Annotated in this window: 19 protein-coding genes; 5 read left to right on the top strand and 14 right to left on the bottom strand. The window is 35.5% G+C overall.

What is annotated here, in order from left to right:
- Window positions 1-6 precede the first annotated feature (6 nt).
- Window positions 7-1,089, bottom strand: a complete 1,083-nt coding sequence (locus ABD692_RS19610) for a DUF1972 domain-containing protein (protein WP_344769690.1) — start codon at window positions 1,087-1,089, stop codon at window positions 7-9.
- A gap of 89 nt (window positions 1,090-1,178) precedes the next feature.
- On the opposite strand from ABD692_RS19610, the gene ABD692_RS19605 reads away from it, so the two are divergent.
- The 5 genes from ABD692_RS19605 to ABD692_RS19585 all read left to right on the top strand — a co-directional run bounded on the left by ABD692_RS19605 (window position 1,179) and on the right by ABD692_RS19585 (window position 7,672).
- The gene (locus ABD692_RS19605; protein WP_344769688.1) at window positions 1,179-2,282 is read left to right on the top strand and encodes a glycosyltransferase family 4 protein; all 1,104 of its coding nucleotides are present in this window, start codon (window positions 1,179-1,181) and stop codon (window positions 2,280-2,282) included.
- A gap of 29 nt (window positions 2,283-2,311) precedes the next feature.
- Window positions 2,312-3,001, top strand: coding sequence for an acyltransferase (locus tag ABD692_RS19600; protein ID WP_344769686.1), 690 nt, complete (start codon window positions 2,312-2,314; stop codon window positions 2,999-3,001).
- Window positions 3,001-4,146, top strand: a complete 1,146-nt coding sequence (locus tag ABD692_RS19595; RefSeq protein WP_344769684.1) for a glycosyltransferase family 4 protein — start codon at window positions 3,001-3,003, stop codon at window positions 4,144-4,146. Before ABD692_RS19600 ends, ABD692_RS19595 begins: the two co-directional genes overlap by 1 nt.
- A 113-nt stretch (window positions 4,147-4,259) precedes the next feature.
- Entirely contained in the window at window positions 4,260-6,575 is a 2,316-nt protein-coding gene (locus ABD692_RS19590; protein WP_344769682.1) for an SLBB domain-containing protein, read from the top strand.
- A gap of 2 nt (window positions 6,576-6,577) precedes the next feature.
- The gene (locus tag ABD692_RS19585; protein ID WP_344769681.1) at window positions 6,578-7,672 is read left to right on the top strand and encodes a hypothetical protein; all 1,095 of its coding nucleotides are present in this window, start codon (window positions 6,578-6,580) and stop codon (window positions 7,670-7,672) included.
- On the opposite strand, the gene ABD692_RS19580 is transcribed toward ABD692_RS19585, so the two are convergent.
- From ABD692_RS19580 to ABD692_RS19520, 13 genes are all read right to left on the bottom strand, one after another.
- Window positions 7,659-8,540 carry a glycosyltransferase gene (locus tag ABD692_RS19580; RefSeq protein WP_344769679.1) on the bottom strand — a complete coding sequence of 294 codons (882 nt, stop codon included), beginning with the start codon at window positions 8,538-8,540 and terminating at the stop codon, window positions 7,659-7,661. The two genes, ABD692_RS19585 and ABD692_RS19580, sit on opposite strands and share 14 nt — an antisense overlap.
- A gap of 1 nt (window position 8,541) precedes the next feature.
- Complete coding sequence (locus ABD692_RS19575; RefSeq protein ID WP_344769677.1) at window positions 8,542-9,981, bottom strand: flippase; 1,440 nt, start codon at window positions 9,979-9,981, stop codon at window positions 8,542-8,544.
- Complete coding sequence (locus ABD692_RS19570; RefSeq protein WP_344769675.1) at window positions 9,981-11,666, bottom strand: capsule assembly Wzi family protein; 1,686 nt, start codon at window positions 11,664-11,666, stop codon at window positions 9,981-9,983. Before ABD692_RS19570 ends, ABD692_RS19575 begins: the two co-directional genes overlap by 1 nt.
- A gap of 1 nt (window position 11,667) precedes the next feature.
- On the bottom strand, window positions 11,668-13,362 hold the full coding sequence (locus tag ABD692_RS19565) for a capsule assembly Wzi family protein (protein WP_344769673.1): 1,695 nt from the start codon (window positions 13,360-13,362) through the stop codon (window positions 11,668-11,670).
- Window positions 13,359-14,009 (bottom strand): hypothetical protein, encoded by a 651-nt coding sequence (locus ABD692_RS19560; RefSeq protein WP_344769671.1) that lies wholly within the window; start codon window positions 14,007-14,009, stop codon window positions 13,359-13,361. Before ABD692_RS19560 ends, ABD692_RS19565 begins: the two co-directional genes overlap by 4 nt.
- Window positions 14,010-14,016: 7 nt before the next feature.
- Window positions 14,017-15,951: a polysaccharide biosynthesis protein gene (locus tag ABD692_RS19555; RefSeq protein WP_344769669.1), complete on the bottom strand. Its 1,935-nt coding sequence runs from the start codon at window positions 15,949-15,951 to the stop codon at window positions 14,017-14,019.
- Window positions 15,952-16,366: 415 nt separating this feature from the next.
- A complete protein-coding gene (locus ABD692_RS19550) occupies window positions 16,367-17,332 on the bottom strand; it encodes an MraY family glycosyltransferase (protein ID WP_344769667.1) in 966 nt (321 codons plus the stop codon).
- A gap of 60 nt (window positions 17,333-17,392) precedes the next feature.
- Window positions 17,393-18,295 carry an NAD-dependent epimerase/dehydratase family protein gene (locus tag ABD692_RS19545; protein ID WP_344769665.1) on the bottom strand — a complete coding sequence of 301 codons (903 nt, stop codon included), beginning with the start codon at window positions 18,293-18,295 and terminating at the stop codon, window positions 17,393-17,395.
- Complete coding sequence (locus tag ABD692_RS19540) at window positions 18,292-19,545, bottom strand: glycosyltransferase family 4 protein (protein WP_316763046.1); 1,254 nt, start codon at window positions 19,543-19,545, stop codon at window positions 18,292-18,294. Before ABD692_RS19540 ends, ABD692_RS19545 begins: the two co-directional genes overlap by 4 nt.
- A gap of 3 nt (window positions 19,546-19,548) precedes the next feature.
- Window positions 19,549-20,691: a non-hydrolyzing UDP-N-acetylglucosamine 2-epimerase gene (wecB, locus tag ABD692_RS19535; protein WP_344769663.1), complete on the bottom strand. Its 1,143-nt coding sequence runs from the start codon at window positions 20,689-20,691 to the stop codon at window positions 19,549-19,551.
- Window positions 20,692-20,714: 23 nt separating this feature from the next.
- Window positions 20,715-21,836 carry a polysaccharide biosynthesis C-terminal domain-containing protein gene (locus ABD692_RS19530; RefSeq protein ID WP_344769661.1) on the bottom strand — a complete coding sequence of 374 codons (1,122 nt, stop codon included), beginning with the start codon at window positions 21,834-21,836 and terminating at the stop codon, window positions 20,715-20,717.
- Window positions 21,837-21,839: 3 nt separating this feature from the next.
- On the bottom strand, window positions 21,840-22,271 hold the full coding sequence (locus ABD692_RS19525; protein WP_316763053.1) for a WxcM-like domain-containing protein: 432 nt from the start codon (window positions 22,269-22,271) through the stop codon (window positions 21,840-21,842).
- A complete protein-coding gene (locus tag ABD692_RS19520; protein ID WP_316763057.1) occupies window positions 22,271-23,308 on the bottom strand; it encodes a polysaccharide biosynthesis protein in 1,038 nt (345 codons plus the stop codon). Before ABD692_RS19520 ends, ABD692_RS19525 begins: the two co-directional genes overlap by 1 nt.
- Window positions 23,309-23,314: the final 6 nt, after the last annotated feature.

Below are 23,314 nucleotides of genomic sequence, written 5' to 3'. Positions count from 1 at the left end.
ATTATTTCAATTCAAAATTAACTTCTTATACTGGTCAGCAATATCGTGCCATAAATAATGCTTTTGGGCAAAAGCTTGTAAAGCCTGTCCCATTTTTTTTAAATCAATTTGCTTATAATCTTTTAATAGCAGGCTTAAATCAGCTGCGTCTTTAAAGTATAAAGCCAAATTTGCAGTGGTATTTTCATTGTAACCCGAAGCAAAAGCAAAAACTGGCAAAGCCAGATGCATAGCTTCCGCCAACGATGGATTTGTGCCTCCTGCAGAATGCCCGTGAATATAAAGACTACAGTTACTCCTTAAAACATCTAATTCTTCTCTTTCATAAATTGCATCAAGCAAAATCAGATTTTTGGTGCCAGCGTATTTCGCCTTTGTTTGTATTCCGTATTCAGAATTGTTCCAGTTTCCAAGTAACACAAATGGAATTTCACCTTCTACAAAAGCTTCCAGCATTAAATCAATATTATTATCGGGTTGAATCCTGCATACGGTAAAGGCATATTCTCCCTTCAAAAATGGATATTTTAAAATCCAATTCGCATCGATCGGCTGTTTTTTTGCCTGATCACCGCCATAAGCAATTAATGTGCTTTCGCGATTATAGGTTTCTTTAATATAATTTTGAATCCCAACGTTATCCGAAACAATACAACTACTGTTTGCAATTAATAGCTGCTCTGCCTTTTTGATCACTTTTTGCGCAAACGGCGACCATTTATTTCTTTTCCAGTCTAAACCGCCAATATTCAGGATCATTTTATGTCTGAACATCTTTAAAAACGGCATTACAAAACCACCACCAAAACCTAAAAAAAGAATCTTATCGTATTTAATCAGGGCTTGGGTCAGAGAAAGACTATCATACAAGATGCCTAATGAGCCGTGAGACGTAACTGGAATATATTTGAGTTTCACACCCTTATATTCGCTTAACCGACTATCCATATCTTTTGATGAACAATAGACGGTAATATCAATTTCATCAGCTAGGTATTGAACAAGATAATCTGCAAGAGTTTCAAAACCACCATAGTTATTTGGAAGCCCTCTTATACCTACAATTGCGAGTTTTATCTTTTTGGACATTGCCGCAAATATAGGTTTTTAAACCCATCTTAATAAACTTTGGCTACTTAAATTCTGTTCGTATCTTTGGCATTTACCTATAAAAAGTAATGTTAAAAGTCGGGATAGATATCAGAGATTTACGTATCGCAAAAACTGGCGTAAAAACCTATACGGAAGAACTGATTAAAGCTTTTAAAAAGCAAAATGACTCGGAAGTTAAATTTGTGTATTTAGATACTTTTATAGCTGTTTACACTGGTAAAAATAAATTTCTAAAGCTTATTGAGCATATACGGTTCACTTTTTGGAAACAACTTGTTCTTCCAATAATTGCTCGTTTAAAAGGTTGTGACATAATTTTTTGTGCTGATTTCTTTGTTCCATATTTTAAAATGGGCACTAAAACCGTGCCCGTACTGCACGATGCTTTTTTCTTTGAATATCCTGAGCATTACAATAAACTTTGGTTATTTCTTTTTCATAAATTAGGGGTTAATGCAGCAAAAAAAGCAGATGCGATTATCACTCCAACACAGTATGCGAAATTAAGAATAACAGAATTTTCTAATTTACCTGCAGAAAAAATTGAGGTTATACACGAAGGTCCAAAATCTCTCCATGCTTCGAAAGATGATGATTCAGCACTTATAAAGACTTTGACCGATCAAAAATACATTCTCCATGTTGGGGTAATGGAAAAACGAAAAAACATCATAAACCTGTTGAAGGCTTTTTTGCTTTTAATTAATATTCATCCAGCGGTTAAACTTGTATTAGTAGGTCAATTTAGCCCAAAAAAGGACATGAACGACCAAACTGCTATTCTGGAGTTTATAGATAAAAATAAGCTTAGAGAACATGTTATATTACCAGGTTACGTACCCGATAACAAACTCGTTCATTATTATAAAAATGCAACGATGTACGTTTTCCCTTCTATAAATGAAGGCTTTGGAATTCCTGTGCTAGAAGCTTTTGAACAGGGCTTGCCTGTTGCAATTGCAAACAATAGTTGTTTACCAGAAATAGCAGGAAACGCCGCCTTATCATTTGATCCTTTTAATCCTGAAGATATTTATCAGAAAATGAGATTGATTATAGAAGATGCAGATTTAAAAAATAGCCTTATTGCAAAAGGCAAAGAAAGAATTAAACAGTTTAGCTGGGAAATAACAGCAAAGCAGACCATTAATCTTTTCAAAAGGTTATAATCGAAAAAAATCCATAGTTTTGGCAGATAATGAGCAAGTTTTTGAGAAGTTTTAGTTTTATAAAGGATCGGTTTCCAGAAGATTGGAAAGGACTAGATATATTAACTACACTTTTTCGGTTATCTTTCTTTTTTATCAGAGGATGTTATCATCGCCTGTATTTCAAACATTCTAAAGGATTGGTTTTAGTAGGTAAAGGTGCTTCCATCCGCTATGCGAAATACCTTAACGTAGGCAAAGACTTTATTGTAGAGGATTATGCAGAGATAAATTGCATGGCCTATAACGGAATTGTTGCGGGCGACAGGGTAACCATCGGCAAGTTTGCAATTATCCGCCCCGTAAACGCTTATGGATCTGACATAGGTGTTGGTCTTAAAATCGGGAACAATTCAAGCATTGGTCCATATTCTTACATCGGCTGCTCGGGTTTGATAGAAATTGGCAATAACGTGATTATGTCTCCAAGGGTTAGCATTTATGCAGAAAATCATCTTTACGCAGCGCTTGATCAGCCCATTATGAAACAAGGGGTTAAACGAGAATTTGTAAGAATTGAAGATGACTGCTGGATTGCTGCAAATACGGTGATCCTGGCGGGTGTTACCATCGGAAAAGGCTCTGTAATTGCTGCTGGCAGTGTTGTTAATAAAGATGTTCCGCCATATTCAGTTGTTGCAGGCGTACCAGCAAAAGTGATTAAAAGTAGAATTAGTTAATGAATATTCTTATCTTAAATAATACCTCAGATCTTTATGGCGGCAGTAAAATCCTCTCCATTGTGGTTAAGATTCTTGCTGAAGGAGAACATAAACCAATCGTTGTTTTATCAGAAAGCGGACCACTGGTGGATGAACTTGCAAAATTAGATGTCGATATCAGAATCATCCGCTTAGGAATTTTAAGACGAAAATACCTCTCTGTACCAGGAATTTTAAACCGATTAACGGTAACTAAAAACGCCTGGAAAACCCTTAATAAATTAATTGATGATAATAACATCGATTTAATTTACTCCAACACAACGGGTGTTTTTATTGGTGCATTTTTAGCTAAGAAAAGAAAAATAAAGCACATTTGGCACGTTCATGAAATTATAACCAAGCCAAAAGCATTCACTAAAACTATTGGCTATTTATTAGGAAAATATAGCGATAACATTATCGTGGTGTCTGATGCAGTAAAAAACCATTGGGAAAAGCATGTTTTAAAGAAACCCATTACCAGAATTTATAATGGTATTGATACTACTGCATTTGAAAACACTAAAGGCGTATTAAGACAAGAATTAAACCTTAGCGAAAAAGGAATCCTGATTGCAATGATTGGGCGGGTTAACCATTGGAAGGGGCAGGATTACTTCATCGATACTGCAAAAAACATTCTTAAAGCTCATCCTGAAACAAAATTTGTAATGGCTGGTGATGCCTACACTGGTAATGAGCATTTGGTTGATAAGCTAACCAACCGAATACAAAACGAAAACCTTGCAGATGCCATTCAATATATTGGATATAGAACAGATATAGCCAACATATTAAATTCTGTTGATATTTTCGTGCTCCCATCAATACTTCCCGATCCTTTTCCGACGGTTATTTTAGAAGCCATGGCTAGTGCAACGGCTGTTGTTGCCACCAATCATGGTGGTGCCGTTGAAATGGTAATGGAAAACAAAACAGGGCTTTTAATTCCATTCGATAATGCACAAATTGCAGCCGATAAAATTTCTGATTTAATCGCTCAGCCAGCGAAAATTGCTGAAATGGGTATCGAGGGACGCAAAAGGATTAACAATTTATATTCTTTAGAGGCATATCAGAAATCAATCCTTGAAATTTTTCAGCAAACTTTAGATGTCTAATCGCATCAAATTCAAGGTTGTGCAAGCCTTTTAAAATCAGTACCTACGAATAAATCTAGCATTTAGTTATTTAGCTTATATTTGTAACGATTAAAAATATTAATTATACATTCATGCGTTTTAAATTTATTCTTTGTGCTCTTTTTATTTGCCTCTTATTTCCTTTGGCTAAAGTATCAGCACAAATTTCCACAGATAATTTAAGTAAGGTTAAAGTTGATCAACTCTCTGATGCCCAGATCCTGGAAATATCAAGAAGGTTTGAATCATCTGGCATGTCTGAAGCAGATGCGATAAAATTACTTACCGCAAAAGGAATGGATCCTGCAGAAGTGGATAAGTATAAAGAAAGATTGGCCCAGGTTCAAGCTGGTGGAAAAACAGCAAAAACTACAAATGATGCCACACAACCTAAAAAAGTTGAAAGCAATAAAAACCGAGATACTACCCGATTCAGCGAAGCGAATCCGATAAAAAAACGCAGCCCGATTTATGGCTATGAATTCTTTAGCAATCCAAATTTAAAATTCGAACCTAATATAAGAATTGCGACTCCCAGAGGTTATATTTTGGGTGCTGATGATGAACTTACCATTACCTTAACTGGCCTAAATGAAAGTACTACAAATGCTAAAGTAACGCCTGATGGGAATGTTAAGATTCCTTACGCTGGTTTAATTTATGTAAATGGAATGAGCATTGAGCAGGCAACTGCTCAAATCAGATCAAAAATGATTAAGGCCTACCCTGCATTAGGCTCTGGCCAAACGAAATTAAACCTTAGTTTAGGCACAGTTAGAAGCATTCGGGTAACTATTATAGGAGAAGTAGTTCAACCTGGTAGTTATACTGTTTCTTCATTATCTACACTATTTAATGCATTATATCAAAGTGGAGGCCCTACAGAACGAGGTTCTTTAAGAAAAATTGAGGTAATAAGAGGAAATCGGGTAATCAAAATTGTCGATTTATACAACTTCCTTCAAAAAGGTATTTCATCAGATAACATTAGCTTGCAAGATCAGGATGTAATTAGAATTCCTGTTTACACTAAACGGGTTGTAATAGATGGCGCAGTCAAAAGACCCGCTTATTATGAATTAAAAGAAGCTGAAACACTTACCGATTTAATTAATTATACTGGCGGCTTTAGCGATTTAGCTTATAAAGGAATTGCAAAGGTTAGTCAGGTTGGCGATAAAGAGCGCAGCGTGAAAGACATTCCTGCCGATTTATTTGATCGTTTTGTGCTAAAAAATGCCGACTCAGTGCATTTCGGAGAAATTTTAGAAAGATTTGCCAACCGCGTGGTTATTGATGGTGCCGTGTACAGACCTGGTACTTTTGAATTAAGTCAGGGAATTACATTAAAGTCGTTAATTACAAAGGCTGACGGATTAAGAGACGATGCAGTAATGAGTAACGGCTACATTAAGAGAATAAAACCAGATTTAGAAAAGGAAATGGTTTCTTTTAACCTTAGTAACATTATGTCTGGCAAAGATCAGGACATCAATTTAGTTCGGGAAGACTCTGTTTTTATTTTATCTACTAAAGATTTAAGAGATCAAACTTCGATTAGTATCGGAGGTTATGTACGAGTTCCTGGTTCTTTCCAATATAGAAAAGGAATGAGCGTAGCGGATGCAGTGAGCATGGCCAAAGGTTTTACTAATGATGCGGCGAGCCATCGTCTTGAAATTTCGAGATTAATAAAAGATACTAGTGATACACTTTCAAACAGATTGGTAACCATTATAACACTTAATATTGATTCTGCGCTTAGCGCTCAAACAGGTAATTTCCTATTAGAACCGCTTGATTATATTTATGTACCGCGTTTGGTTAATTACAGGTCGTTAGGAAACATTAAAGTTAGAGGTGAAGTGCTTTTCCCTGGAGATTATGCTCAACAAAGAAGAGATGAAACTGGAATGGAATTTATTAAAAGGGCTGGTGGAATTACGGCAATGGGTTCTATCGAAAACGCACAACTTTTCCGAAATGGCTTAAGAGTTGATATCGACTTAACTGGAAAACGCAAAAGACACCAAAATGATTTAACTGTTTTAATGCCTGGAGATAGTCTTTTTATTCCAAAAAACTTACCTTTTGTTGAGGTTATTGGCTCCGTAAATAATCCGCAGTTATTGAGCTATTCCAACTCTAATTTTAAATATTACGTAGATGCAGCAGGTGGCGTTACCGAAAATGCAAGGTTAAAGGGCGCCTACATTAGATATGCAAACGGAACAAATCAACCTGTAAAAACATTCTTATTTATTAAAAATTACCCAAGAGTAACCCCTGGAAGTCAAATCGTTGTTCCAGAAAAATCGGGGAAAAATAAATTAGGATTTGCCGAGATTACGACGGTTGCTTCAGCCTTAACAGGAATTATAAGTTTAATTGCCATTTTATTTAAATAATTATGAGTTCTTCGGAAGAGAAATCAAAATACAATGATGTTGTTGAAGAAGAATATTCTTTTAAAGATATGATTCAATCGAGAAAAGAGTATGTAAGCTATTTATGGAAATTTCGATTTAAGATAATTATTGCAGGCATTTTGGGAGGCCTTTTAGGTATTCTTACGGCTTGGGTATGGCCGGTAACTTATACAGCAAAATTAAGCTTTATTGTAGAAGATAGTAAAGGTGGCGGTGGCTCTTTACTTTCTGGTTTAGCAGGACAATTTGGTTTCGACATTGGCGGATTGGCAGGTGGTACAGGAGGGATACTGGCAGGAGATAATGTTTTACAACTTTTAATCAGCCATAAAATGATTAAGCAAACCTTGCTGAGCCCTTACGATGGTGGCAAAAAAACCTTAGCAGACCTATATGCACAAACGAATAAATTAAACGACAAATGGGCTAAACTTCCTGGTGCTAAAGGTGCTTTCCAGTTCCCAGAAGACTCTAAGAATTATACACGTTTACAAGACAGTCTTTTGCAGGTCATGATTATCCAGATTGCCGAAAAAAACATTTCTGTAAGCAAACCTGATAAAAAGTTAGGCTTTTTCGCCCTAGAAGCAACTATGAAAAATGAGGAGCTGGCAAGCGTTTTCTGTACGCGATTAATTGATCAGGCAAGCGATTTCTATATCAAAACAAAAACAAAACGCCTTCGTACAAATGTCGATCGCTTACAGGCTCGTGCAGATAGCATTGGCAAATTATTAAATAAAAAAACCTACAGTACAGCCAGTGCAAATGCAGTGCTTTTAGATTTAAACCCAGCTTATGCAACAGCAAATGTTGCCCCAGAAGTGCAGGAACGAGATAAAAGAGTGTTACAAACCATTTATTCGGAAATCATTAAAAATCTTGAAGTAAGCAGAACCATGTTAATGCAGGAAACACCTACTTTTCAGATCATAGATACTCCAGATTTGCCTTTGAAGAAAAATAGAATGAAGTATGCTTCAGGCGCACTAACCGGGGGGATTTTAGCAGGTTTTGCTTTATGTCTTTTGCTTTTAATGTTGAAAAAGCCAGAACTTAATACTAAGCCTTCATAGCCCTTCTAAAGGCAAGTTTTTTATGTAGGTAAGATTTGTTTTCCAATTTTAAAAAAGATTCGAAGATTACCTTTTTATCTGGAGTCAGATCAGCAACGAAATGATTATAAAATTTTCTGACAAAAATAAATTGCTCAGAAAACAGATCGCTCTTCCCCTTGAGAGATAATTTAATTTCGTTTAAAACCCGAGTTACCCTGCTGTGCTTTTTATAATCCTCAGAAAAAGTAACATTTGTTTCATGCTGTCTGTACTTTAAAACAGGTTCTGCTAATACTAATGCCTTTCCAAAAGTGTAGGCAACTAAAGTAAGCCATGCATCATGCATTAAGCAATCGTTTGGTATGGCAGAAATATACTTAGCTAATTCTGGGTTAACCAACATGGTACAACCACCTGCTGGGTTTCCAAAAAGAATTGTAGGCAGCTTATGCTCGTATTGATTAAAACCTAATATGCTCCACAAAGATTCCGAAATCACCTCATCTTTCGAGTTAATCACGATAGGGTCGGAATAGACTAAACAAGGAAGCTTTTCGGTTTCAATCGATTTTAAAGCCTTTAAACACAATAGAAGTTTCTCGCTAAGCCAAATATCATCCTGATCCGAAAAAGCCAGGTAGTTAGCTGAATTTGCCTTTGAAGCAGCATATTTAAAATTACTGATCACCCCACGGGCATTTTTATTTTGATATACGTCTAAGTCCTTATGTTTATTTAAAATATCTTGAGTACCGTCGGTTGAATGGTCATCTGATACAATTAATTCACTTGCAGCATAACTTTGCTTCAATATAGAATCCAATTGTTTCTCCAGATATTTTGCCCCATTGTAAGTGGCCATTACTACAGATATTTTTTCTTCCATGTTACTTTGCAGCAAAGTTCTGAAATTTTAAAAATAACTGATCAGATATTTTAATCAAAAACTGATTTTTAAAGAAAAATCGCTGAAATAATAAATAAATAAGTGCACATGATATGCCAGATAGGAACAGAACCAATACAGGGCTTTGAAAGAAATATCGAGCTAAATACACAATGGGAATAAAAAGGATACAAGATAGAGCAGCTTTTAATAAAAGATACCAATTAATGTGGATTTCAAAATGTTTATTAACATAGTAATAAAATAAGCCAGTTACAACAAATTCCGAGACGATATTCGCTGTTGCAGAACCTACTGAACCGAAAAAAGGGATCAGACTAAAGTTTAAGACCAAACTACTCACAACACCTGCAAACGTGGCGTAAAACATTTGTTTATTAAGGCCTGATGGCACTAAGATCTGAAGGGAAAAAAAATGGCCTAATCCTATAAATAGCGGTAATATGGCAACCACTTGCATGGTTGGTATAGCAGCCAAAAACTCGTTACCAGAAAGCACAAGAATAAATTCTCTTGCTAGGGAAAAAGTACCGATCGCAATTGGTATTGCTAAAAAGATAATAAACTGAAAAGATTCAGCTAAAAGCCGATCAACTTCCGCCTTATTTTTATTATGCATATTCAGTGTTAAGGATGGAATGATACTCACCCCTAAGGAAATAATGAAAGGGATGGAGAACTTAACCAGTTTAACCGCTGCAAAATATAAGCCTACAGTTTTATCATTCGTTAAAAAACCAAGCAAAAGGGTATCCCAAATCGCATACATATTAATGGCGATATTCGAACCCAACACAAATAATACTGGCCTTAAATGTTTTTTAATTTTAATCCCTTTTAATCTTAATCTAGTATGTTTTCTGATTAAAATTAAACTGATAATATTATTCCCGACCAAAGAGAAGATCAGTATGCATAAATAGTTTAAAAAGTCTGACGACGATTTTACAAATACGAATAGTAGTACAACAGAAATAAGTTTTATGAATACAGAACGAAGCGCAATTAGTTTAAATTTCGCCAACCCCGAATAAAACCAATCGACGGATGTAAAGCCCAAAAGCACAATTAAACCTGCAGTTGTATATAAAGGTAAGTGTGGCTTAAAAAACGGAACTGTAGTAATTATTAGGAAATAAACCACTGAAAAAATCAGTCCTGTAATTCCATGAATTAGAATTAATTCGGAGAATGTTTTTGAGCGTTTAGCATTGCTGTTTGATTTTGCAATTGCAGAAATTCCATACACAGGAATGCCCAACGCTGCAATTAGTGCAAAGCTCTCCGCAAAAAAAATAGCATGTTGCACCTTTCCAATCCCATCAGGCCCTATAATATGCGAAGCATAGGGGAATGTTATTATGGGAAAAAGAATGTTTACAACGGATAAAAGTAAATTATAAAAATAATTCCGATTCATTAAAAACGATAACTTACACCCAGTTCACCATGAAAGTTGAATACATCATTATGTGGAATGTAAAATTTGCCTGGCTCAAAATCTTTTAACACCCATTGATAATTTAAAGACTGAATGCCCTGTAATTTAACGTTAAATAAGAGGTTTTTGTAATTCCAGGTTCCCTTTGCGCCAAAGGCCAAATCAACCCATCTTCTACTTTGGCCATTTAGAGTTATAAAACCTGCATTTTTGGCGAAATCCATATTATGCTCATATCTATCAAAAGTGAATCCAATTTGCTTTAAACCTTTAACCCAACTTACATCAAGAGATTGCAAATTTCCACCAGAACCGATCCCTGCCCCTAATACTTCACCCATATTTGTGTAACCCTCCAAGATTGGATTATGGTAATAATAACTTCCTGCTTCCCTGGTTAAATAATCAACTGTTTGAGATAACTGCGTAACTTCTGCATTTACTCTAATAAATTCATCCTTTCTGGTTAAGCTCACCATTTTTGTTAGGCCAAGCAAGTATGCCCTGGAATGTTCAGGTGAACCTAAGAAATCACGCAAATTGTAAGAATTATCATTTAAGCCGTATTCAAAGTAAACTTCTGCTTTAGCTTTCTGAAATAACCAACGGGTATAAAAAGAAGTACGCTGATCGCGGTTTGTTGTTTCTCCCAAACCCGTATTAATGTTAACCTTTTGATAAGGTAAAAATAGAGGAAAATAATCGGAGAACGAATTTAACTCATTATGATAGGTGAGGAATGACCTGGTAAAACCTACAAAAAGACCAGGAACCCATTTTGGCTGATAACTAATATTTAGCGCCGATAAATAACGCCAATCATCGCCTTTATCTGTAAACAAATCAGCACCTGTAGAGCTGGTCGTTCGAGCCAATGGACTTAACTTTGAACCTTCCAGTTTACCGCCTATAACCTGCGCTTCAAATGAGCCAATATAGGTACGGATAGGCCTTATTGTATTTAATGTTAAGTGTTTGAAACCAGCCGCATTATTACTCATCATAATGGAGTTTTGCATCCCTGGTCCCCACCATAAATTTTCATTAGACAGTCCAAAAGATACCGGTCCAAAAGTTAAACGTATGCTACTTTGCCCCCATGAAATTTTACTATAAGCTGCAGTTCCAAATCCTTCTGGTGCATCAATATAATTGTAGTCACCATAGTAGGCAATCAAGTCAGCATCAGATCTTCCATCACCAAAGCTTTTAAAACTATCATTAGCAGCATAAACATATTCAGGTCTTAACTGAATGCTAAGCGGGCCAAATTTCGCAAAAAAACCTGCACTTAACATGGTCTGGTAACCTTTTGCAGGAATCATTCCGCCATCATTCCATCCATAAGGGTGGTGACTGTTAAACTGTTGTTGCCAGGTTACTGGTAATAATCCAAATTCCCCTAATCCTTTAGCAAAATAGATCGGTTTAACATTCGTCCACTTTTGATTATTATCAATAGAATCTGGATTAAATACATCATTTACACCAGATAAAGTCAACGGTCTTTGTGTAAATGAAATAGAAGAATCCAGCTTTCCAATTAATTGTAACCTTCTGTAATAATCTTCCAGGCCAGCAGTTCCAACAGGCAAAGTTTGGGCAGATAAACGAAAAGCGCAACTAGCAAATAAAATACTAAAAACTATAAATATCTTTCTCATGCTAAAATCTGTAAGTTAATCCCATTTGAAACTGAACATTAAATGCGTCACGACCATTTACCCAGTACGTGTTAGCAGTTGGTTCCTGGAATAGATACCATTGATAATTTAATGATTTAATCCCTTGAAGCTTAGCATTAAAAATAAAGTTTTTATAATTCCATTCCCCACTAACCGCTGCGCTGATGTCGGTCCAATGCCGTCTAGGATCCCGGCTATCCACATAGGAATAATAATAAAAATCATCATTATGAAGAAAACGCTCAAACTGAATCCCTAAACGTTTTAATCCTTTCACCCAGCTAATATCTAATGATTGAAGGTTAGAACCAGGCCCAATGCCTGCACCTAATGACTCCCCCCTGTTGGTATAACCATGACGAATACTTTCACTCGTATACCAGCCAGATGCCGTTTTAATTTTATCAACTGAGGTTTCAGCCATTTGCGTAACCTCTAAATTGACCATAATACCTTCATCCAGGCTTTTGTTAATTGGTAATAATTTCCGCAGGCCAAAGATATATGCCCTTGAAACATTTGGCTCTAATGCACGATCTCTTAAAGATCCTGAATAATTATTTCTGCCTAATTCAAAGTAAACCTCGGCTTGTTCTTCAGTCCACAGCCACCTAAAGAACAATGAACTTCTCTGATCTCTCTTATTGATGGGCTCATCTGCTGTAGCTTTTTTTATGGTAGAAAAAATTGGCAAATAATCAGTTAAACCACTAAGGTCTTTACTATACATTTGTGAACTTCTGGTAAAACCTAAAAATAATCCTGGAACCCATTTTGGCTGCCAGGTCAAAACCATGCCAGATAAGTAACGCCAGTCGTTTGGTTTTGGCTGGTAAAGCGCTGAGCCTAAATATTCTATATTAGGTTCCAAAGGTCCATATCCTGATCCTTCCAGTCGTCCCGCAATTACCTGCCCTTCGAAACTACCGATTGCGGTTTTTATGGGCTTTCTGGTATTTAATGTTATATGCTTAAATCCTGGTGCCGTATTACTCATTAACAAAGAGTTTCTCATGCCTGGACCCCACCACAAATTTTCTGTAGACAAGCCCAAAGACATGGCTTTATAGTTCAAACGAATACTACTTTGGCCCCAATAGATCTTCGAATATTCTCCACTTCCAAATCTGGCGGGCAGATCAATCTTGTTATAAAAATCGTAATACCTGGCTTTGATGATATCGTAATGATCTTTATCAAAAGTTTCGAAACTGGAGTTTGCGGCCAATACAATTTCAGGACGCAATTGAACACTTAAAATACCATATTCTGCATATACACCACCACTTAACATAGCTTGTAAGCCTTTAGCAGGAATCATGGCCCCATCATTCCATCCATAAGGATGATGTGAATTTATTTGCGTTTGAAAACTCAGTGGTAAAAAACTCCCCTTTAGCTTTCCATCTTTAGATTGAAAATAAGCTTGCGTTTGTAAAATATTATGGCGTTGTTCACTGGAATCTGGATAAAAACCATCTTTTACCCCTTTTATTAATCTCGGATTAATAGGTCTAACCGTAAATGAAATCGTAGAATCCAATTGGCCTGCTAATTGGCTCCTTCTGTAATAATCTTCTAAGGAAATGGTTCCGACAGGCAAGCTTTGCCCGCGGCTTTCGCTGGCAAATAATATGAAAATTCCTAAAACGCTTATATAATTTCTTAACCTCACAATGCAATTACTTTTACTTTTAAATTATCTACAGACCAGCTCTCGTCACATTTGGGATCAGCTGTATTGGTTTGCACCAATTCATCCAGACACTCAATTACTATTGAGGAATTCGAATGGTTGATGGTTTTAGAAATCTTATATTGTGCTGTTCCACCAATTTGGTTGGCATTTAAGCACACACCAGGCAAATTTTTGTTAAATGCACCAGTTTTAGGGTTATTATTATTGTTCGGATAATTTGCAGGATAAGATTGCGGATCGCAGAAGGTTGATGTGCCACAATCAGAGTTTGAGAAAGTGGTATTAATAAACTCACTTCCATCTATAACAAATTTCCAGATATCGGGTCCGTTTCGCCCGCTATCGCCAGTTTTATTTCCATCCCAACTATCATGGATAAATAAATCAAAACTAACCTCAACCAATGCATGTTTTGGCAAGCCATCAAGAGCAAGTTTAAAAGAACCCTTGTTGTATCGTCCTAAAACCTTTGAACCATTATATTGTTCGATAACACCACCACTGATGTGCGTTAAATCATTCGATTCAAAGTTATTATTGTAAACTACGGTTTCACTTGGTGAATCTGTTTTGCAAGACAGCAATAACGAGATAGCGAATAAATAAAGTATATTTCTGATCATTTAAAGATTATGATTGTTGATCCAATTCTTCAAAAACAGAGTTTTTGCTTTTAAATTCAGGAACCAATTTTTTCATATTGATTACGACCTGTCTGTCGTTATTTGATTTAGCGGAAAGAATAAGTGCTGTGATTTCTTCTCCGATTTCGTTGAAAACGTACTCGCGAACTTTTCCAATCATAATTTTTTGATGGTGAGTGGGCATTGTATTCTCGTTATCATTTAGCAATTCTTCGTATAATTTCTCTCCTGGACGTAAACCTGAATACTCGATTTTAACATCAACGTTTGGTTCTAATCCCGCTAAACGAATCATTTTCTTGGCGAGTTCAACAATTTTAACAGATTTACCCATATCGAAAATGAAGATTTCGCCACCTTTACCCATACAACCAGCCTCCAAAACCAATCGGCAAGCTTCTGGAATTGTCATGAAATACCGGGTAATTTCAGGATGGGTAACCGTTAAAGGACCACCCTTTTCAATTTGCTGTTTAAAGCGGGGTATTACAGAACCATTCGAGCCTAACACATTGCCAAAACGGGTAGTTATAAATTTAGTGATGGGTTTAATTTCCAATTCGTTAATATAGCTCAAGCCATTGCTGAAAATAAATTTATCCTGACTTAAAGAATTGTTTAACGACTGTACATAAATTTCTGCAATACGTTTTGAAGCGCCCATCACATTCGTCGGATTTACCGCTTTATCTGTCGAAATCATTACAAACTTCTGTACACCGTATTTTACGGATTTATCTGCAATGGTTTTCGTTCCTAAAACATTAGCCTTTATCGCTTCGGCAGGATTATCCTCCATCAACGGCACATGTTTATAGGCCGCAGCGTGATATACATAATGCGGTTTATAGGTACTAAATAAAACATCCATCCGTTGTTCATCCCGAACATCACCTATAAAAGCATGAAAGTTTTTATTTTTATTATTCTCTTCTAACTCAAGGTATAATTCGTGTAAAGCTGATTCGGCCTGGTCGCAAAGGATAATTAACCCAACATCAAATTTAGATAATTGACGAACGATTTCACTGCCAATAGAACCTGCAGCTCCAGTAATCAAAATACGTTTCCGATCCAGCATTTTCCCAATGCCTTCAATGTCAATATCAATTGATTTACGGTTTAGTAAATCTTCAATATTTAATTTCTGAATTTGAGCAGGTTGAAGTTTACCGTTCGTCCAAACATCAGGCGGGGGAATATTTAAAATTTTTATATCATTCTCTAAACACAAATCAATAATCTGGTCTTTTCGCTCATCAGGGATGGTATATGAAGCAAAGATGATTTCATCCAATTCATGTTCTTCAATTAATTGTTCTAGTTTTTTTGCATCTAATATTTTAACCCCATCAATCGTTTTACCCACTTTACGCTCGTCATCATCCACAAAAGCTACAATGGTTTTATTAACGCTTCCATCATGATCAAAAGTTCTTTTTGTAGCTAACCCCGCTTCTCCAGCGCCGTAAATGATTACTTTCCTTTTATCCAGTTTTAAATTTTTAATGTAAAGAAAAAAGTATTTGATTAAAACCCGGTAAGTAATTAACAAAAGAAAGCTTGCTAAACCATTGGTGATAAGGATTGTATGAGGAACTAATGATTCTTTAAAAAATGTGATGGAAATCAGATTCAGGATAAAAAAAGTACCATTACTGATAATTACAGAAAATAATATTCTGAACGAATCTTGTGCACTAGTGTATCGGATTATACCCGCATAGGTTTTAATATTCAGAAAAACTGCTATGTTAATTATCCCTAGAATCAATATATTCCTGGCAAGCTCAGGAATGTTAACCGCAGTTAAATCAAGGTTATGCCTTAAACTATAGGCAAATACCATTGAAAAAGTACAGATGATGATGTCCAGCAGGAATATAATCCAGCGGGGAACAATATTAATTTGTGTAAACAAGATTCAATAGGCTTTATTTCATGTAAAGGTAAATATAATATTTTTACTGCTAAATTTTATATTTCTATACATCCTCATACTACACTCAATTAAGATGCCATGATTAAAACAAGTACGCTGAAACTGAACGTTACTGTCACCCTGTGCGGTGTCAAAGGGCAACCTTTCAGACTGAAGACCAACAAAACCTATTTCTTGCCTCAAAGTGGAGTGAGGAAATACAATGTAGGCTTAACTGTCACTCTGAGCGAAGGCGAAGGGCAAATCTTCCTGACCAAAAAATATCAAAAACTATACCTTGAGCTTACGCTAAGTTGAGTGAAGAAATGACAGCGTGTACTTAACTGTCACCCTGAGCGAAGTAATTATCATCCTTGAGCGGCTTCAACCTGTCATCCTGAGCGGAGTCGAAGGATTATGCCCCAATTAATCTCTTTTTCCCCTCCATGGAGAATCGAACAAATAAGAATAATAACCCAAAAGATAACACTAAGCCTATTGCCAACACGTAAGAATCCTTTACAAGTAAAAGGATTAAAGCATTTACCACCAGCTGCACGAAAAAATACAATCCAGAAACAACCAAATGAGACCATTTTTTTTCATTAGCCAAATATTGGTAAAAATGGCTCCGATGGGCTTTAAATATATTTTCTTTACGAAAAACCCTAAAAATTATTGTGATAACAGCGTCCAATCCATAAATCAATAAAAGCAAAATGTAGTTAAAATTTTCAGTTTTTAGAATCAATTGCCCAACCAAAAAAACTATAATGAAGGCAATACTTACACTCCCCACATCACCAGCAAAACACTTAGCTTTTTTACGGAAATTGAAAAAATTAAACACGATTAACGATAAACCGATTATAATTAGAAAGTCTGATGATGTAAAAGAAACAACCTTTTCATTAATAAAATATAATGTTCCTATAGCCAACAAACTATAAGAACCTGTTATCCCATTAATGCCATCCATAAAATTATAAGCATTGATCGTTCCAACAACAAAAACTAATGCAACTGGAATCCAATACCAGTTTAAGTCGAAAAGACCCCATTGGTAAAACATTAGCAACACAGCAATCAGATGGATACTTAATCTTATCTTATTGTTTAACGTGAGAACATCATCAATAAAGCTAATGGCAGTAATTGCCAAAAGACCTACCATAAAGTATGGATATTGATATCCATACAAAGTGAAGTAAATTATTGCCGACAAGCAAAATATTATCCCACCACCTCTTAATGTGATAGTTTGGTGTGAACTTCTTGCATTGGGTTTATCAATTATATTAAAAGAGGCAGCGATCTTAAAATAAATCAGTTCTATTATAAAAAGGATTGATAAGATGGCTACTATTGATATTAGTTTCATTAGAATTATTAATTGGTAAAGATAATTATTTCTCCTATTTAGCTTTAGGGTTTGGAATAACTAAATATTACCGAATGATTTTGCTGTTGCAGACAAGCCGCCTTGGCTGGATACCGGCAGTTCTGTTTTTAAAGCCTTTTTTATTTTATAATTACTTACTACATAATTCTCCGTTAACTTATTTAAACGTTCGGTACTAAGGGGAAGTTTAAGTACATCTCCAATTTTAGCCAATCCGCTAATTAATTTACGAGGAATTGCCCACAGTTTAGGCCTCTTTTCAAGGGAAGCAGCTAATATTCTAACCACCTCACTAGTAGATAGTGATTCATCGTCTGCAATGTGATAAATACCTGATGGAATTTCATCTTCTATTAGCTTGGCAATAACAAAGCATAAATTCTCTATACTCAAAAAAGATCGTTTATTTTCGAAAGAGGCTAAGGGGTATGGGATTCCCCTTTTTACAAATTGATAAAGTAAATTCAAGTTCCCTTTGTTACCTGGACCATGTATCATGCATGGGCGCAAAATATAGTATGATTTACCTACAGGCAATGGCTGAACTTGAATATATTCTTCTGCCATTAATTTTGATTTGCCGTAATCAGTCTTCGGATTAGGAACTTGGTCTTCAGAAAGTATCCCATCAACGATATCGGCAGCAGCTTTTACTGAACTAATAAATATAAATTTCCTAGCATCAGATTTTAAAAAATCGTCGTATAATTTTTTGGTCAATTCAAAATTGACTTTATAATACTCCTCCGGATTTGATGCTTTCTTAATATCATGTGCCTTTCCTGCAAGGTGAATGATCGCATCTGTATTGTCAAATTTTACATCTCCAGATAAGTCTGATCGGTTTAATGCCTTCGTTCCTATACTAAGTTTATTTAAATATGGGATCAAATTCATTCCAACAAAACCTGTTGCTCCAGTAATCAAAACTTCCAACTTCATATTAAAGCATTTGTTAAACTAACATACTGATTGGCTACAACTTCTTTGCTATACAATGTTTTTACAGCTTCATACCCAACATTTCCCATTTCTTCCAACTCGGCTTTTGTCACTGATTTTAAGTAATCAACTATTATTTCAGTTTTAATATTTGAATCTTGATTTGTGATCAGCTTTGCACATTTATGTTTACTTAAAAAATTGATAATGGGGGTTCCTTCTCCTGAACATACGATCAATGATTTAGCGCAGGCCATTATGGTATAAACCTTGGAAGGAAATCCATGACCTTCCATCTCTTTCGACATAAAAATGAACTGTAAATCTGCAAATGCCAATAATTGTGGCATTAATTCTCTAGGTTGGTATGGCAAAATATGAACTTTACTCAAATTGTGGAGTTTAACCTGATCTATTAAGTACGACTTCATCACGCCTTCTCCAATGATATAAAAATCTACTTTGTCATCCTTTAATAAAATTGCAGTCTTGATTAATGGCTCCCAATCTTGTGCATGTCCTATGTTTCCTGCATACATTAATTTTAAATTATCGTTAGGTTTAAAGTCAACAATATCCAACGATAATTCAGCTTTCGAAAGGGGCTTATATAAGCTCGTGTCAACAAAATTTGGTATAATGTGAAGTTTGCTTTTGTCAATAAACCTTCCTTCTATGGTATTATAAAACACTTCATCAATAGTTGTTACTGCATCCGATTTGTTATAAACAAATCTTTCCAGCCACTTCAAAAGTTTAATAATGAACCTCGATTTTAAACCGCCCTGCTCTATCAAAAAATCAGGATAAATTTCCTGGACATTGTAGAGCACTCTAGCGCCTTTCATTTTTCCAATAATCAGATTTATTAAGCCAATAGTTAAAGGAGGTGAAGGTGATAAAATCGCTGATAAATTTTTCTGAGCTAAACCCAGAATTAAAGATACAATGTGCCAGTAAATAAAACCTAACAATCTTAAAGCGGTAGATTTGAACTTTTTCTGAGGTACGTGCAACACTTTTACACCATTAAATATACTGGTGTAATAAAGTCCAAAAGCCTTCCTTTTTAAAGGCTGTTGAGCTAAATTTTCCTTCACAACATTGTAATGAGGAGTAGTTGTTAAAACAATTACCTCATATCCAGCCTGATTAAAAGCTAGGGCAATATCATTATACAGGTAAGCTGTAGATACACCATCTGGACTAAATGCAATACTGTGTATTAAAACTTTCCTTTGATTTCTCATATACTAAATTCCTTCGCTCCAAACCACCCTTTTAATATAATCTACATAGCTGATAATAATCCTTACCACTTTTTCAGAAACATTAGGCATTGAATAATCTGCAACCCTTCTAAAATTCCTTTCTGCGCCTCTTTTCTGGTACTGCAGCTGAACAAGTCCCTGCATAATACGTTCCTTATTCATCCCAACCATCATTACCGAAGTTTCTTCCATTGCTTCAGGTCTTTCATGAGCATCTCTTAAATTTAGTGCTGGAAAGTTTAGAGTTGATGACTCTTCTGAGATTGTACCACTATCTGACAATACTGCGAAAGAGTGCATTTGTAAGGCATTGTAATCATTAAAACCCATCGGTTTTAAAAATTGAACTTCTGGCCTCATCTTTATTTTCTTGGACTCAATCATGTTTTTGGTACGTGGATGCGTACTTACAATGATTGGATACCCATATTTTTCAGCTATTAAATTCAAGCTCTCCATTAATCCTGTAAAATTCTTTTCACTGCTAATATTCTCTTCACGATGAGAAGAAACAACAAAATATTTGTGTTTTTCTAATTTCAGTTTAGCCAACACATCCGAGTTTTCTATAGATGGCATATAATGATTTAACACCTCAAACATAGGCGAACCAGTTTTAATGATTCGATCAGCAGGTAGGCCTTCTCTAAGCAAGTATTCTCTAGCAATGTCGCTATAGGTTAAATTAATATCAGAAATATGATCTACAATTTTTCTGTTGGTTTCTTCAGGAACACGTTGATCAAAACAACGATTACCAGCCTCCATGTGAAAGATAGGGATATGACGCTTTTTTGCTGGAATAGCACATAAACAACTATTAGTATCGCCCAAAACTAAAAAAGCGTCAGGTTTTTCACTTTCTAGAAGCGGATCTATTTTAATTATGATTTGTCCAACAGTTTCAGTTGCCGTTTTACCTGCAGCATTTAAAAAAAAATCAGGTTTACGAATGGATAAATCGTCAAAAAAAATCTGATTCAATTCGTAATCATAGTTTTGACCCGTATGTACAATGATGTGTTCTATCGCATCTGAACCATCTAAAGCAGCCATTACTCTGGCCAGTCTAATAATTTCTGGCCTTGTGCCGACAACGGTCATTACTTTTAATTTCTCTTTCATCAATTTATATTCTTGTTTATAATTTAAACTTCTTCAAAGTAGGTATCTGCGTCTTCTGGATCATAAAATTCATTAATCCAGAAATTGGTATACAGCTCTTCATCCCCAATATTTTTAATGTTATGCGTGTACCAAATTGGCATATCAACATATGAAGGTTTCGCACCATCAAGGTAGAAATCTAAAACCTCATCGGTACCTATCTTTCGTAATTGGATTAATGCTTTTCCTTTAATCACGGCAAATCTTTCAATTTTCCGAGTATGATAGTGATTACCTCTTGTGATACCTGGAAGTGTTGTAGAAAAAGAAATTTGCCCACCAACATTTAATCGAATAATTTCTACGAAAGCACCTCTTGCATCTTTATGTTGTACAAAGGGGACAGGATTATGATTCTTGATGTCGATATAACATCTAAAAGTATTAAACAAATTCAACTCAAATTTAGAGTCAAGCTGAGGGATAATGCCTGAGACAAAATATTGCTTCTTGTAGTTATTTAACAAATTTAGTATTGCCGAAACTTTATTTACAGATGTATGTGGAATTACAAAGAGTGGATTACCTTTTGCGGACCTAATTTCATTGATAATAACTTCAACTAACTCTCCAACATAGATAAGCTTAACTTCACCATCAACTTCTACTTTTGGTTGTTCATTATGGCTTAACTGGTGAGAGAATGTTGCAATAAATGAATTATAATAAGGATGTCCAAATGGTCCAAAGACATTTGGAATAACTAGTCCTGTAAATATTCCCCCCGCTTTATTAGCCCAATTTTCGAGTAATTCACGCCCTTCTTTTTTGCTTTTACCGTATAAATTATCTCTATTTTCCTGGGACGAAGATGAGAACAGAACATGTGCTTTACTGTTGCTATTTTCTAATGCATTAATTAGCTTTTTTACCAATCCAATATTTGTTTGATATAGGACTTCAGGATCATTGTGTCTGTTCATTGCGGCGAGGTGAACAACGACATCACATTCATTTACAAATGAACATAGTTTCTCTTCATCTGTAAAACAATCTATATTGTACGGAACTCTGTCAAATTCTTCTGGAAATAGACCGATAGTATTATATAAATGCTGGCCAACAAATCCCTCCTGACCAGTAATTCCTATTTTAATTTTCATTTATTAAACTTGAGCATTGGTAAAAAAATCAGACGGATATAAATAGTCGTCATGTTTTGCATTTTCTATCGGATAGTCACCAAATACGATCATCTCAGAGTTTTTTTCTATAGCCCTAATACTGCTGGCATATCCAGCAGGAATATATAAAACGGAAATATCGGATGATTTAAGAATGAAAGTTTGCTGTCTAGCATTCTGCGATGGTTGATCCCAATTATCTATTTCGACAAGGCTAACAATAAATGCCCCAAGCAAAACATGAAACCATCGCTGCTCAATTTTGTGACCCCTCCAGCCTCTAACTGTTTTAGTATCTTTATGTTCAATGCGATAAAACCGTTTAACTGGCTGCATGTCAAAATCGTTCATAAAGGTAATGGTACCACGTTGATCAGTATGACTTCCACCTTTTATAATATCCAAATCACTCATTAACCTGCGTATTGCACCACTGTTAAATCGCCAAACACTTCTCTTTTAATCAAGGGCAAATTGCTAAGCAGTTTCTTCATACCTTCAACACCTTGCTGTTCAGTATTATGAGAATGATAGTCTTCAATTACGGAAATTTCTTCTTCACCTTCAGAAAAATATTGAGCGTAATTTAAATCTCTATTGTCTGCAGGAATGCGATAAAACTCACCCATATCTTCAGCTTTGGTCATTTCCTCACGAGTGCAAAGTGTTTCATACAATTTTTCACCATGGCGAGTTCCAATAATTTTAATTTCATTGTCTGCCTTACATAACTCTTTCAGCGCCTGCGCTAAATCTCTTATAGTGCCTGCAGGAGCTTTATTGACGAATAAATCTCCTGGATTTGCGTGTTCAAATGCAAATAATACAAGATCTACTGCATCCTCTAACGACATTAAAAATCTGGTCATATTTGGATCCGTTATAGTAAGGGCTTGTCCAGCTTGAATTTGCTTCAAAAATAATGGAATCACTGATCCTCTTGAAGCCATAACATTTCCATACCTGGTTAAGCAGACAGTGGTTTCAGATGAATCTCTTGATGCCGCAATAGCTACCTTTTCCATTAAGGCCTTTGAAATACCCATAGCATTAATTGGATAAGCAGCTTTATCAGTACTTAGACAAATAACTTTTTTTACCTTACTTGCAATTGCTGCCGATATCACATTTTGTGTTCCAAACACGTTGGTTTTTGTAGCTTCTATTGGAAAGAACTCACAAGATGGAACTTGTTTTAATGCTGCTGCATGAAAAACATAATCTACACCATACATTGCCCTTTCTACGCTATTTATATCCCTTACATCGCCTATATAAAATTTTAGTTTATCACTTTTTAGCGAATTTCTCATGTCATCTTGCTTCTTCTCATCGCGAGAGAAAATACGGATTTCGCTGAAATGCTCAGTATGTAAGAAACGGTTCAAAACAGCCGATCCAAAAGATCCTGTTCCACCAGTTATCAGTAATGTTTTATTTTCAATTTTCATCTTTAA

The organism is Pedobacter ginsengiterrae (genome assembly GCF_039537385.1).
In the GTDB taxonomy this organism is placed as follows: Bacteria; Bacteroidota; Bacteroidia; order Sphingobacteriales; family Sphingobacteriaceae; genus Pedobacter; species Pedobacter ginsengiterrae.
The sequence above is the reverse complement of the archived record's forward strand: the minus strand, read 5'-3'. Positions and strand labels throughout refer to the sequence as shown.